Annotated in this window: 12 protein-coding genes; 5 read left to right on the forward strand and 7 right to left on the reverse strand. The window is 69.7% G+C overall.

Features of this window, described 5'->3' with window-relative positions; translation table 11 throughout:
• Positions 1–56: 56 nt before the first annotated feature.
• The gene (gene ctaE / locus LQ326_RS32425; RefSeq protein ID WP_181803329.1) at positions 57–677 is read right to left on the reverse strand and encodes an aa3-type cytochrome oxidase subunit III; all 621 of its coding nucleotides are present in this window, start codon (positions 675–677) and stop codon (positions 57–59) included.
• A gap of 178 nt (positions 678–855) precedes the next feature.
• Between ctaE and LQ326_RS32430 the strand changes: the two genes are divergently transcribed.
• Positions 856–1,257, forward strand: a complete 402-nt coding sequence (locus LQ326_RS32430; protein ID WP_234542627.1) for a response regulator — start codon at positions 856–858, stop codon at positions 1,255–1,257.
• Between the two features lie 125 nt (positions 1,258–1,382).
• Here the strand turns inward: LQ326_RS32430 and LQ326_RS32435 are convergent, their stop codons facing one another.
• From LQ326_RS32435 to ctaC, 4 genes are all read right to left on the reverse strand, one after another.
• Positions 1,383–2,645: a L,D-transpeptidase gene (locus LQ326_RS32435; RefSeq protein ID WP_234542628.1), complete on the reverse strand. Its 1,263-nt coding sequence runs from the start codon at positions 2,643–2,645 to the stop codon at positions 1,383–1,385.
• A gap of 151 nt (positions 2,646–2,796) precedes the next feature.
• Entirely contained in the window at positions 2,797–3,195 is a 399-nt protein-coding gene (locus tag LQ326_RS32440) for a cytochrome c oxidase subunit 4 (RefSeq protein WP_234542629.1), read from the reverse strand.
• A complete protein-coding gene (gene ctaD / locus LQ326_RS32445; protein WP_234542630.1) occupies positions 3,192–4,925 on the reverse strand; it encodes an aa3-type cytochrome oxidase subunit I in 1,734 nt (577 codons plus the stop codon). The genes LQ326_RS32440 and ctaD overlap by 4 nt, the downstream gene beginning before the upstream one ends.
• Positions 4,922–5,884: an aa3-type cytochrome oxidase subunit II gene (gene ctaC / locus LQ326_RS32450; RefSeq protein ID WP_234542631.1), complete on the reverse strand. Its 963-nt coding sequence runs from the start codon at positions 5,882–5,884 to the stop codon at positions 4,922–4,924. The genes ctaD and ctaC overlap by 4 nt, the downstream gene beginning before the upstream one ends.
• A 330-nt stretch (positions 5,885–6,214) precedes the next feature.
• Here ctaC and LQ326_RS32455 point away from each other — a divergent pair, with 330 nt between their 5' ends.
• Complete coding sequence (locus LQ326_RS32455) at positions 6,215–7,594, forward strand: cysteine desulfurase/sulfurtransferase TusA family protein (protein WP_234542632.1); 1,380 nt, start codon at positions 6,215–6,217, stop codon at positions 7,592–7,594.
• An 89-nt stretch (positions 7,595–7,683) separates the two neighbouring features.
• Here LQ326_RS32455 and LQ326_RS32460 read toward each other — a convergent pair whose 3' ends face one another.
• Entirely contained in the window at positions 7,684–8,658 is a 975-nt protein-coding gene (locus LQ326_RS32460) for a carbohydrate kinase family protein (protein WP_234542633.1), read from the reverse strand.
• Positions 8,659–8,839: 181 nt separating this feature from the next.
• Between LQ326_RS32460 and LQ326_RS32465 the strand changes: the two genes are divergently transcribed.
• Both LQ326_RS32465 and LQ326_RS32470 read left to right on the forward strand, forming a co-directional pair.
• The gene (locus tag LQ326_RS32465; RefSeq protein WP_234542634.1) at positions 8,840–9,049 is read left to right on the forward strand and encodes a hypothetical protein; all 210 of its coding nucleotides are present in this window, start codon (positions 8,840–8,842) and stop codon (positions 9,047–9,049) included.
• A gap of 105 nt (positions 9,050–9,154) precedes the next feature.
• On the forward strand, positions 9,155–11,206 hold the full coding sequence (locus LQ326_RS32470) for a hypothetical protein (RefSeq protein ID WP_372497009.1): 2,052 nt from the start codon (positions 9,155–9,157) through the stop codon (positions 11,204–11,206).
• Positions 11,207–11,275: 69 nt separating this feature from the next.
• Here the strand turns inward: LQ326_RS32470 and LQ326_RS32475 are convergent, their stop codons facing one another.
• Positions 11,276–11,632 carry an iron-sulfur cluster assembly accessory protein gene (locus LQ326_RS32475; RefSeq protein ID WP_030951236.1) on the reverse strand — a complete coding sequence of 119 codons (357 nt, stop codon included), beginning with the start codon at positions 11,630–11,632 and terminating at the stop codon, positions 11,276–11,278.
• 269 nt (positions 11,633–11,901) lie between these two features.
• Here LQ326_RS32475 and nadA point away from each other — a divergent pair, with 269 nt between their 5' ends.
• Complete coding sequence (gene nadA / locus LQ326_RS32480) at positions 11,902–13,098, forward strand: quinolinate synthase NadA (protein WP_234542635.1); 1,197 nt, start codon at positions 11,902–11,904, stop codon at positions 13,096–13,098.
• Positions 13,099–13,104: the final 6 nt, after the last annotated feature.

The following is a 13,104-nucleotide window of genomic DNA, read 5'->3' on the forward strand; positions in this document are numbered from 1 at the left end:
CTTCTGCGTCGATGCTTCTGGAAAGTGCGCTTCTGTGGCGCGTGGAGCCGGCCCGGCTACTTGATCAGGTAGATCGTGGCGAAGAGGCCGATCCAGACGACGTCGACGAAGTGCCAGTAGTAGGACACGACGATGGCCGCGGTCGCCTGCTCGTGTGTGAACCTCTTCGCCGCGTAGGTGCGCCCCAGGACGAACAGGAAGGCGATGAGGCCGCCCGTCACGTGCATGCCGTGGAAGCCGGTGGTCAGGTAGAACACCGAACCGTACGGGTCGGAGGAGAGGGAGATCCCGTCCTCCTTGACCAGGCTCGTGTACTCGTAGATCTGACCGCCGATGAAGATCGCACCCATGACGAAGGTGAGGATGAACCAGCCCCGGAGCTTCTTCACGTCCCCGCGCTCGGCGGCGAACACGCCGAGCTGGCAGGTGAGGGAGGAGAGCACCAGGATCGTGGTGTTGGTCGCCGAGAAGGGGACGTTGAGATGACTCGCCATCTCCTTCCAGTGAGCCTCGCCGGTCACCGATCGCAGGGTGAAGTACATCGCGAAGAGGGCCGCGAAGAACATCAGCTCGGAACTCAGCCAGATGATGGTTCCGACGCTGGTGAGGTTCGGCCTGTTGACCGACGGGTGCGCGTGCCCGGTTTCTACTGTCGTTGCTGTCGCCACGACCGACATTATGTCGGTCCCTTATCTCGCGCTCACTCCGGGGGGTGCCGTTCGGAGTGTCCGCCCCCTGTGTAGTGCCCGGATGGCCCATCGAAGCGGTGTTCCCACAGGTGTTGGCGAGGTGTTCGGGGGAGTAGCATCCGGCGCATCGGTCCTGTCCGTACGACGCTGACGTCTCGGAGGAACAATGCAGCCGACCGCCACGGTGCTGGTCTACAGCGACGACTCCAACACCCGCGAGCAGGTACGGCTGGCCGCCGGCCGGCGGCCGGCTCCCGATGTGCCGTTCGTCGAGTTCCTGGAGTGCGCCACGCCTGCGGCGGTGCTGCGCGAACTGGACCGAGGGGGCGTCGACGTGTGCGTCCTCGACGGGGAGGCCGTGCCCATGGGGGGCATGGGGATGTGCCGGCAGATCAAGGACGAGGTGTTCAACTGCCCGCCGGTGCTGCTGCTCATCGGCCGGCCCCAGGACGCGTGGCTGGCCACGTGGAGCCGGGCGGACGCCGCTGTGACGCTGCCGGTGGACCCGGTGGAGTTCGCGTCGGCGCTGGCGTCCCTGTTGCGGCAGGGAAGGCTGCAGAGCGCCTAGGAGAGGGTGGGGCGCGGTGCGTGCGCGGGTACCGGCTGTGTGTGGCCGGTCGCGCCCGTGCGGCGGTGGCCGCATGTCGACCACCGCCCCGCGCCCCTTACGGGGCGCTTGCCGCTGGGGGCGTCTCACAGTGCGGCCGGCTGTACCCTCACCGCGTCCTGCGGCCTTTGGGCGTCCGGGGTGCCGGCGGTGAGGGCACTGCCCTTGCGCCAGTCCTTCCAGACGAGGTTCCAGTCCCCGAAGCCGTTGCCGAAGTTCTCCATCTCCTTGCCGTTGGAGTTGACGACCTTCACCAGGTCGCCCGGGTGGAAGGTGTCGAAGAACCACTCGGCGTTCGAGGTGCTCATGCCGGTGCAGCCGTGGCTGACGTTCTCGTAGCCCTGGGAGCCCACCGACCAGGGCGCGGCGTGCACGTACTCGCCTGACCAGGTCACCCTGGTGGCGTAGTAGACCGGCAGGTCGTACGAGTCCGAGGTGCCCGCGGCGATGCCGACCGTGGTACTGCGCATACGAACGAAGGGCTGCTTCTCCAGGACGACCTTGACACCGTTGCGGGTCTCGAAGCCCGGTTTGCCGGTCGTGATGGGGATCTGCTTGATCTCCTTGTCGTTCTTGTAGATCGTCATCTGGTGGGCGCCGGCGTCCGTGAGGGCCAGCATCTTGTCGCCGGTGGTGAGCGTGAGGGGCGTGGCCGTGCCGCCCCACAGGCGGTCGCTGATCTTCACGCCGTCCAGGTTGCTGTGCACCTGGACGGTGGCGTGGGCGGGCCAGTAGTCCTTGGGCCGGTAGTGGAGTTCCTTGTCGCTCACCCAGTACCAGGAGCCCTCCACGGCCGGGACGGAGTCGACCCGCAGGGCGCGCTCGACGACGGCGCGCTGGGCCTTGTCCTTGATGGCGCTGTCGAGTTGGGCGGTGACCGGCTGGCCCACGCCGTACTCGCCCGCCTTGGGGCCGAAGGTGACCTTCAGCCGCTGCCGGGTGGTGGGCGTGCTGGTGTCGAAGGTGAGGACCTTGCGGCCCGGCGTGCCGTCCTCGCCCTCGGTACTCACCTGGACCGTGTAGTGGGCGTTGGCGGCCAGCGGGGAGGTGCTGTGCCAGCGGTGGCCGTCGGCGTCGAGTTCGCCCGCCACGAAGCGACCGGTGGCGTCCTGGGCCGTGACGTCCGTGATGCGGTCCTCGTCGCTCCTGGCGACGACTTCCAGGGGCTTGTCGGGGTCGGCCCGCTTCCCCGCCCCGGTGGGGGCGTTGAAGGAGATCTGGTCCGCCGCGTCGTGCGGCTTGTCCGCGAGGGGGTTGCGGTCCGAATCACAGGCGGTGACGCCCGCGCCGAGGGCGATCACCAGCAGGGTGCAGCTGACGACGGTACGGGCGCACGGAGAGTGACTCATATTGTCACGCTATGAGAAGTTTTCCGGACCAGCACGGCAGGTAGCCCGGACGGGGGACCCGTACTGCTCCGGAAGAGGCAACGGGCGGGAACGGCGGGAGCCCGGACCCTCCTGACGGAGGGTCCGGGCTCCCGGTGCGCTCGGCGCGTGCCTACTGGGTGCGGTTCTCACCGTGGTAGTACTCGAACACCCAGCCGAAGAGACCGATCAGGATGATGGGCGCCGCGAAGTACAGCAGCCACCAGCCGACGGCGACACCGAGGAAGGCCAGCGCGCCACCGACACCGAGGGCGAGCGGCTGCCAGCTGTGCGGGCTGAAGAAGCCGATCTCGCCCGCCTCGTCCGCGACGTCGGCCTCCTTGTTGTCCTGGGCACCGGCGTCCACCCGCGAGGCCGTGAAGCCCAGGTAGAAGCCGATCATGATGCACAGGGCGAAGGACATGAAGAGTGCCGTGGTGCCGGCCGCCTCCTTCGACCACACGCCATAGACGATCGCCATGACGAGGACGAAGACGCTCAGCCACACGAACAAACGGCCCTGGATCTTCACTTGCCGGCCTCCTTGCTGCCCGCGACAGCGGCGGCGACCTGGCCGTGCTCCAGCTGCTCCAGGGCGGCGATCTCAGGGTGGTGCAGGTCGAACGCCGGGGATTCGCTGCGGATCCGCGGCAGCGTGACGAAGTTGTGCCGCGGCGGCGGGCAGGAGGTCGCCCACTCCAGCGAACGACCGTAGCCCCACGGGTCGTCGACGCCGACCGGCTTGCCGTACTTGGCCGTCTTCCACACGTTGTAGAGGAACGGCAGGATCGACAGGCCGAGCAGGAAGGAGCTGATCGTCGAGATCGTGTTCAGCGTGGTGAAGCCGTCGGCCGCCAGGTAGTCGGCGTACCGGCGCGGCATGCCCTCGGCGCCCAGCCAGTGCTGGACCAGGAAGGTGCCGTGGAAGCCGATGAACAGCGTCCAGAAGGTGATCTTGCCGAGCCGCTCGTCGAGCATCTTGCCCGTCATCTTCGGCCACCAGAAGTGGAAGCCGGAGAACATCGCGAAGACGACCGTGCCGAAGACCACGTAGTGGAAGTGGGCCACCACGAAGTACGAGTCGGACACGTGGAAGTCCATCGGGGGCGAGGCCAGGATGACACCGGTCAGACCACCGAAGGTGAAGGTGATCAGGAAGCCGGTGGCCCAGAGCATCGGTGTCTCGAAGGACAGCGATCCCTTCCACATGGTGCCGATCCAGTTGAAGAACTTCACACCGGTCGGGACCGCGATCAGGAAGGTCATGAAGGAGAAGAACGGCAGCAGCACGCCGCCGGTGACGTACATGTGGTGGGCCCACACGGTGATGGACAGACCGGCGATCGCGATGGTGGCCGCGATCAGACCCATGTAGCCGAACATCGGCTTACGGGAGAAGACCGGGATGACCTCGGAGATGATGCCGAAGAACGGCAGCGCGATGATGTACACCTCTGGGTGTCCGAAGAACCAGAAGAGGTGTTGCCACAGCAGTGCTCCGCCGTTGGTGGCATCGAACACGTGGGCGCCGAATTTTCGGTCCGCCTCCAGGGCGAACAGCGCGGCGGCGAGGACGGGGAAGGCGAGCAGGACCAGGACGGCGGTCAGCAGCACGTTCCACACGAAGATCGGCATCCGGAACATCGTCATGCCGGGGGCACGCATGCAGATGATCGTGGTGATGAAGTTGACCGCGCCGAGGATGGTGCCGAAGCCGGACATGGCCAGACCCATGATCCACATGTCGGCGCCGAGGCCCGGCGAGCGGACCGCGTCCGACAGCGGGGAGTAGGCGAACCAGCCGAAGTCGGCCGCACCCTGCGGGGTGAGGAAACCTCCGACGGCGATGGTCGAGCCGAACAGGTAGAGCCAGTAGGCGAACATGTTCAGCCGCGGGAACGCGACGTCCGGCGCGCCGATCTGGAGCGGCATGATCCAGTTCGTGAAGCCGGCGAACAGCGGCGTCGCGAACATCAGCAGCATGATCGTGCCGTGCATCGTGAACGCCTGGTTGAACTGCTCGTTCGACATGATCTGCAGACCGGGGCGAGCGAGCTCGGCGCGCATCAGCAGCGCCATCACACCGCCGATCAGGAAGAACGCGAACGACGTGACCAGATACAGCGTTCCGATGGTCTTGTGGTCGGTGGTGGTGAGCCACTTGACGACCACGTTGCCGGGCTGCTTGCGCCTGACCGGCAGCTCGTTCTCGTACGAGTCCTCAGCTGCCGCGGCACCCTGGGGTTCGTTGAGGATGCTCACAGGTTGTTCGTCTCCCGGTTCTTCTCGTGGCTCGTCTGCGCGATGCCGGCGGGAATGTAACCGGTCTGCCCCTTCTTGGCGAGGTCCTTGAGGTGCTGCTGGTAACGCTCGGGCGAGACGACCTTCACGTTGAACAGCATCCGGGAGTGGTCGACGCCGCAGAGTTCGGCACACTTGCCGAGGAAGGTGCCCTCCTGGTTGGGAGTCACCTGGAATGCGTTGGTGTGGCCCGGGATGACGTCCATCTTCATCAGGAACGGCACCACCCAGAAGGAGTGGATGACGTCACGCGAGGTGAGGACGAAGCGGACGGTCTCACCCTTGGGCAGCCAGAGCGTCGGACCGGGGTTGCCGGTCTGCGGGTTCTTCGTGCCGGGCGTGCCGACGTCGTAGACACCGCCGGCGGCCGCCGGGAAGTCCTTCTTGAACCGGTCCGGAATGGCGTCCAGGTTCGTGTCGGTCTTCGCGTCGCCGGTGACACCGTCGACGGGCGTGATGTAGTTGAAGCCCCAGCTCCACTGGAAGCCCACCACGTTCACCGTGACGTCGGGCTTCTTGTCGGTGAGGCTGAGCAGCTTCGTCTCGTCGCGGGCCGTGAAGTAGAACAGCACCGAGACGATGATGAGCGGCACCACCGTGTACAGGGCCTCGATCGGCATGTTGTACCGGGTCTGGGCCGGGACCTCGATCTTGGTGCGGCTGCGCCGGTGGAAGATGGCGCTCCAGATGATCAGACCCCACACCAGCACGCCGACGGCGAGCGCGGCGGCCCAGGAGCCCTGCCACAGGGAGAGGATCCGCGGAGCCTCTTCCGTGGTCGGGGTGGGCATACCAAGGCGGGGGAAGTCCTTGTATGTGCAACCGGTAGCGGTCGCCAGGACCAGGCCCGCGGTCATTGCCTGCAGCAGCTTCCGCCGCATCGGGCGCCGCGGCGAGCGGTCGGAGCCGTTGGGACTCACGTAGCGCCTTCCCGAGAGTCTCGCCCGCGCGGTCGGCTGCGGCCTTCTCGCTGGTCGGTCGCCGCCCTGCGTCGGGCAGGGGTTTGGATGTTTATGCGGAGCAAACCCTAGCCGACGCCCTCCGGGGGTTCGCGGGGAGGGGGGCATACGCGTCGCCTGTCACTCGGTTGGGGTGGGATTGGGCGCCCAATAGCTCGGGTTGTCGCGGTTTGCGGTGCGGGTGCGGGTGCGTTGTGGCTTGTCGCGCCCCGCGGCGGAGCCGCACAGGGACCTGGCCACGGCCCCGCGCCCCAGAGGCCGGGTGCTCCACCGGAGTCTTACCGTTGCCGTGTGCCCTACTTCGATGCCGCGTCCGCCGCCCCCCTCCATCCCGTCGCCCGTCAGGCGTTGTTGGCCGCCCTGGACGACGGGTGGGCCGACCCCTCCCGGCTGTATCGCGAGGGGCGCAAGGCGCGCATGCTGCTGGACGCCGCCCGGGAGGCGGCTGCCGAGGCCGTCGGCTGCCGGGCGGACGAGCTGACGTTCACGCCGTCCGGGACACGGTCCGTCCATACGGGCATGGCAGGCGCGTTGGCCGGTCGGCGCCGTACCGGACGCCACCTGATCGTGTCAGCCGTCGAACACTCCTCGGTACTGCATGCGGCCGAGGTGTTCGAGGCGGAGGGCGGTCAGGTGACCCGGGTGCCGGTGGCGCGGACGGGAGCGGTGGACGTCGGCTCCTACCGGGCCGCGCTGCGGCCGGACACCGCGCTCGCCTGCCTCCAGTCGGCCAACCACGAGGTGGGGACCGTGCAGCCGGTGGCGGCGGTGGCCGAGGTGTGCCGGGCGGCCGGGGTGCCGTTGCTGGTGGACGCCGCGCAGTCGCTGGGGTGGGGACCGGTGGAGGGCGACTGGTCGTTGCTGACGGCGAGTGCGCACAAATGGGGCGGGCCGAGTGGAGTGGGGCTGCTGGCCGTGCGCAAGGGGGTGCGGTTCGCGGTCCAAGGAGCGGTCGACGAGCGGGAGTCGGGGCGGGCGCCCGGCTTCGAGAACCTGCCGGCGATCGTCGCGGCCGCCGCGTCGCTGCGGGCCGTACGGGCGGAGGCCGAGCAGGAGGCCGTACGGCTGCGGGCGCTGACGGCGCGGATCCGGGCGCGGGTGCCGGAGTTGGTGCCGGACGTGGAGGTGGTGGGCGACGCGGAGCGCCGCCTGCCCGGGATCGTCACCTTCTCCTGTCTCTATGTCGACGGAGAGACATTGCTGCACGAGCTGGACCGGGAGGGTTTCTCCGTCTCGTCCGGATCGTCCTGCACGAGCAGCACCCTGACGCCGAGCCATGTGCTCAAGGCGATGGGTGTGCTGAGTGAGGGGAACGTGCGGGTGTCGCTGCCGACGGGGGCGGCCGAGGCCGACGTCGACCGCTTCCTGGCGGTGCTGCCGGGGGTGGTGGCGGGGGTGCGGGAGAAGCTGGGCGCCCCGCTGCCGGCGGCGACGGCGGTCCGCGCCGAGGAGACGGTCGTCGACTCACTGGGCAAGCGGTGCCCCATCCCGGTCATCGAACTGGCGAAGGTCATCGGCACCGTGCCGGTGGGCGGCAGAGTACGGGTCCTGTCCGACGACGAGGCGGCCCGGCTGGACATCCCGGCTTGGTGCGAGATGCGGGGTCAGGCGTACGAGGGTGAGGAACCGGCGGACGAAGGTACGGCCTACCTGGTGCGCCGGGTGAGCTGAGCGCCCCCTTCGGTGGCGCGGGGCTGTGTCGGTCCGCGGCTGCCGCCGCGTGGGCACGACCAGCCCCCACGCACCCGCACCCGGCGACGTCAGACCAGATGCTCCCGGACCTCCTGAGCGGCCTCGTCCCCGTACGCCTTGGTGAACCGCTCCATGAAGTGCCCCCGGAGCAGCTGGTACTCCTGCGTCCCCACGGTCTCGATGACGAGAGTCGCGAGCATGCACCCCACCTGAGCCGCCCGCTCCAGCGAGACCCCCCACGCGAGGCCCGAGAGGAACCCCGCGCGGAACGCGTCGCCGACCCCCGTCGGGTCGGCCTTGCGCTCCTCGTCGGGGCAGCCGACCTCGATGGTCTCGTCGCCGACCCGCTCGATCCGCACCCCGCGTGCGCCGAGCGTGGTCACCCGGTGGCCGACCTTCGCGAGGATCTCCTCGTCGCTCCAGCCGGTCTTCGTCTCGATGAGCCCCTTCTCGTACTCGTTGGAGAAGAGGTACGTCGCGCCCTCCAGCAGTATCCGGACCTCGTCGCCGTTCATCCGGGCGATCTGCTGGGAGAAGTCGGCGGCGAAGGGGATGGCCCGGGCCCGGCACTCCTCCGTGTGACGGAGCATGCCCTCCGGGTCGTCCGCGCCGATCAGGACCAGGTCGAGTCCGCCCACCCGGTCGGCCACCGTCTTGAGCTCGATCAGCCGGGCCTCGCTCATCGCACCCGTGTAGAAGGAGCCGATCTGGTTGTGGTCGGCGTCGGTCGTGCACACGAAACGAGCGGTGTGCAGGGTCTCCGAGATGCGGACGGAGTCCGTGTCGACGCCGTGCCGGTCGAGCCACGCCCGGTACTCGTCGAAGTCGGAGCCGGCCGCGCCGACCAGGATCGGCCGGGTGCCGAGCTGTCCCATGCCGAACGCGATGTTCGCGCCGACGCCGCCCCGGCGTACGTCCAGGTTGTCGACCAGGAAGGACAGCGAGACCGTGTGCAGCTGGTCCGCGACGAACTGGTCGGCGAAGCGGCCGGGGAAAGTCATGAGGTGGTCGGTGGCGATGGAGCCGGTGACTGCGATGCGCACGGCTGGGACTCTCCTGAGGAAATAAGAAGGCCGCGCGACAGCGCTCGTTGGAAGCGCGGTGACGGGCGGACGAGAGTGATGGACAGTTAACGCTACCGGGTCGGGTGGGCGCCCTGAAGGCGCCAAAACTACCCGATAGTAGCCCTTTCTTCGCGGCCTCTGGCGTGCTTACGGTTCCGACATGACGAACCTCAAGGTCCACGCCCCCGCTCCGGCCGACCTCGACGGCGACCTGGCGTCGCTGCGCGGGGACTGCGCCCGGATGGCCGGGCACTGGGCGGTTCCCGAGCACAGCGATGCCCGTCCCGTGCCGCCGTCACTCATCCACGGGGTGACCGTGCCGAAGAAGTCCGCCAGGCTCCTGGACGCGATGTCCGACTACGGCGACTGAGTCCCGCCCCGGCGCGTTTCCAGGGAACCGCGCGCTCCCCTCCCGCGTCCCATCGCCGTCCCCCGCGAGGGGGAGGCGGGATATGACACGGCAAGGAGCGATGCGGTGAAGAGCGAGCGACCCGAGAACGACGGCGACGCGGCCGCGGGCAGCGCCGGGGAGCCCCCCGAGGACCGGCAGGCCACGAAGCCGCCGAAGGCTGCCGAGGCCGACGCGCGGGCCGTGGCGGGGTCCGCCGAGGGCACCGCGGCACAGGTTCCGGGGCCGAAGGAGGCCGCCGAGCCGGGGGTGGCCCCCGACCCCGGGCCCGATGAGGCCCCCGAGCCCGACCTGTCCCCTGCCGCCGAGGCGGCCCCGAAGCCCTCGGACGCCTCCGCCGGGTCCTCGAGCTCCCCGACCGAGCCGTCGGACTCCCCCGCCGCGTCCCCGGACTCCCATGCCGAGCCCTCGGCCCCCTCCGCCGGACCCTCGGGCTCCCCGACCGAGCCGTCGGACTCCCCCGCCGCGTCCCCGGACTCCCATGCCGAGCCCTCGGACTCCCCGACCGGCTCCTCGGACTCCCCCACCAGCCCCTCGGGCACCTCCACCAGCCCCTCGGGCACCTCCACCAGCCCCTCGGGCACCTCCACCAGCCCCTCGGGCACCTCCACCGAGCCCTCGGTCTCCCCCACCGAGCCGGAAGCGGCTCCCGGTGTTCCCGAGACGGCGCCCGAGGCCGTGGCCGAGGGGGACGCCGATGACCTCGCCGCCCCCCGCCGCCGCTCCCCCGCCCTCGTCATCGCCTCCGTGGCCGCCGCCGTCCTCCTCGTCGGCGGTGGCGGCGCCTACCTCGCCGCGCACACCGGCTCCGGTTCCGGCTCCGGCGGTACCGCCGCGGGCGCGTCCGGCGGTGCCACTCCCCCGCCCCTCGCCCTGGACGGCTACTCCTCCGGCGGCAACGGCGTGGCCCCGGGTGAGCCCAACCCCTACGGGGTGACCTACAGGGCGAGCGGGACGCTCCCCGCCGGCCCCGGGTCGGCCGCCGTCTACCAGGCCTCCGGTGACGTCTCCAAGGACCGGGTCGCCGCCCTCGCGAAGGCGCTCGGGGTCGAGGGGGCCCCGGTGGCCGAGGGGCAGATCTGGAAGGCCGGCACCGACAACGACGGCTCCGGCGGGAGTCTCCAGGTGAACCGGACGGCCCCGGGCCTGTGGACGTACAGCCGCTACGCCCCGGGCACCGACAACTGCAAGACCGGCCCGGTGTGCACACGGGACCCGGTGGTGCCGGCCGGTGACCCGGTGAGCGTCGCCGACGCCGAGAAGGCGGCGGCGCCGGTGCTGAAGGCGCTCGGCCAGGACGACGCGAAGCTCGACGCGAGCCAGGTGATGGGGGGCCTGCGGGTGGTGAACGCCGGGCCGGTGGTCGGCGGGCTGCCGACGTACGGCTGGTCGACCGGGCTGACCGTCGGCACGCAGGGCGAGGTGGTCAGCGGCAACGGGATGCTCGCGACGCCGGCGAAGGGCGCCACGTATCCGGTGCTGAGCGCCGCGAAGACGCTGGCCCTGCTGAACGCGGCGCCGGGCTCCGGGCACCGGATGGGCATCGGCGGCTGCGCCGCTCCCGTCCCGCCGAAGGACCGGCTGGAGCAGCCGTGCGCCGCGGCGTCGCCGTCGGCGTCCTCGGCCGTGATCGAGAAGGCGGTGTTCGGGCTGGCGTCGCAGTCGGTCGGCGGCCGGCCGGCGCTGGTGCCGTCCTGGCTGTTCCAGGTGCGCGGGGCGGCGGACGCGTACACCGTCACCTATCCGGCGGTGGACCCGGAGTACCTGGTCCCGGCCTCGGCGGCGGCCCCCTCGCCGAGTGCGAGCGCGAGTGCCTCGCCGGGGTCCGCGAAGGACGTGAAGGTGGACGGGTACACGGCCGACGGCCGTGATCTGACCGTCGCCTTCACCGGCGGGGTGTGCGCCGACTACAAGGCGACGGCGGACGAGGGTTCGGAGCAGGTGGTGGTGAAGGTGACCGCGACGCCCTGGCCGGACAAGATCTGCGTCATGATCGCCAAGCAGTACCACCAGACGGTCCGCCTGGACGCGCCGCTGGACGGCCGGAAGGTGGTCGGCACGGACGGCAAGGCCGTACCGAAGGAGCAGGCGACGCCGCTGAACCCGCAGGCGGGCTGAGCCGGCACACGCGAAGGCGGCGGCCCCTCACCACGAGGGGCCGCCGCCTTGCCGCCGTTGCCGCTCGGCTCAGCTGAACGAGTCGCCGCAGGCGCAGGAACCGGTCGCGTTCGGGTTGTCGATCGTGAAGCCCTGCTTCTCGATGGTGTCGACGAAGTCGATCGACGCGCCACCCAGGTACGGAGCGCTCATGCGGTCGGTGACGACCTTGACCCCGCCGAAGTCCTTGACGACGTCGCCGTCGAGGGAACGCTCGTCGAAGAAGAGCTGGTAGCGCAGGCCGGAGCAGCCACCGGGCTGGACGGCGACGCGCAGGGCGAGGTCGTCACGGCCTTCCTGGTCGAGCAGGGCCTTGACCTTGGCCGCGGCGGCGTCGCTCAGGATGATGCCGTCGGTGGCGGTGCTGGTCTCGTCCGATACGGACATCTACATCTCTCCCGGGTTGTACGGAGACTGCTTGCCGACGAGTGCAACCGGCGCGTCCGCTGATTCATTCCGGGCCGGCATGCGCGTTCTCGCGTTGTCCTACCTCTTCATGCTCGCACATGCCCGAAGTGGCGCCCAGCAGTCGCCGCCACCCTCCCGTTGGGCGGCCGGGATTGATGTCACATCGACACTATGGCCATCGTCAAAGTGACGTGAAGCGGTTATGATAGATAACGTCAGAACGACGAAAAGTAGAAAGGGTGCGTGCCGTGACCACCGCCCAGACCACGGAGCTCGACGTACAGCCGACTCCGCTCGCCCTGCTGCTGCTCGGCCGTGAGGCCGACCCGAAGAGCGAGCGGGGCGTCGAGTGCCCCGGCGACCTGCCCTCCCCGTCCGACCCCGACCTGGTCGCGCGGGCCCGCGCCGCCAAGGAGAAGCTCGGCGACAAGGTCTTCGTGCTCGGCCACCACTACCAACGCGACGAGGTCATCCAGTTCGCCGACGTCACGGGCGACTCCTTCAAGCTGGCCCGGGACGCGGCCGCCCGCCCGGAGGCCGAGTACATCGTCTTCTGCGGTGTGCACTTCATGGCCGAGTCCGCCGACATCCTGACCTCGGACGACCAGAAGGTGGTCCTGCCCGACCTGGCGGCCGGCTGCTCCATGGCCGACATGGCGACGGCCGAGCAGGTCGCCGAATGCTGGGACGTGCTGACCGAGGCCGGGATAGCCGATCAGGTGGTCCCCGTCTCGTACATGAACTCGTCCGCGGACATCAAGGCGTTCACGGGCAGGCACGGCGGCACCATCTGCACCTCGTCGAACGCGCGGCGCGCCCTGGAGTGGGCCTTCGGCCAGGGCGAGCCCTCGGCGACGAAGGTGCTGTTCCTGCCCGACCAGCACCTGGGCCGCAACACCGCCGTCCGCGACATGGGCATGTCCCTGGACGACTGCGTGGTCTACAACCCGCACAAGCCGAACGGCGGCCTCACCGCCGACCAGCTGCGCGACGCGAAGATGATCCTGTGGCGCGGCCACTGCTCGGTGCACGGCCGTTTCTCGCTGGACTCGGTCAACGACGTGCGCGAGCGCATCCCGGGGGTCAACGTCCTCGTCCACCCGGAGTGCCGGCACGAGGTGGTGGCCGCGGCCGATTACGTGGGTTCGACGGAGTACATCATCAAGGCCCTGGAGGCCGCGCCCGCCGGCTCCAAGTGGGCCATCGGCACCGAGCTGAACCTGGTCCGCCGTCTGGCGAACCGTTTCGCCCCCGAGGGCAAGGAGATCGTCTTCCTCGACAGGACGGTCTGCTTCTGCTCCACCATGAACCGCATCGACCTTCCCCACCTGGTCTGGACCCTGGAGTCGCTGGCCGAGGGCAACCTGGTCAACCGCATCGAGGTCGACAAGGAGACCGAGGCGTTCGCCAAGCTGGCCCTGGAGCGGATGCTCGCGCTGCCGTAGCCGTAC

This window comes from Streptomyces shenzhenensis (genome assembly GCF_021462265.1).
Lineage (GTDB): Bacteria > Actinomycetota > Actinomycetes > Streptomycetales > Streptomycetaceae > Streptomyces > Streptomyces shenzhenensis.

What these genes read in the sequence shown, in the direction of transcription:
- ctaE (WP_181803329.1), bottom strand. Translation starts at nt 677, where the DNA reads ATGTCGGTCGTGGCGACAGCAACGACAGTAGAAACCGGGCACGCGCAC.
- LQ326_RS32430 (WP_234542627.1), top strand. Translation starts at nt 856, where the DNA reads ATGCAGCCGACCGCCACGGTGCTGGTCTACAGCGACGACTCCAACACC.
- LQ326_RS32435 (WP_234542628.1), bottom strand. Translation starts at nt 2,645, where the DNA reads ATGAGTCACTCTCCGTGCGCCCGTACCGTCGTCAGCTGCACCCTGCTG.
- LQ326_RS32465 (WP_234542634.1), top strand. Translation starts at nt 8,840, where the DNA reads ATGACGAACCTCAAGGTCCACGCCCCCGCTCCGGCCGACCTCGACGGC.
- LQ326_RS32475 (WP_030951236.1), bottom strand. Translation starts at nt 11,632, where the DNA reads ATGTCCGTATCGGACGAGACCAGCACCGCCACCGACGGCATCATCCTG.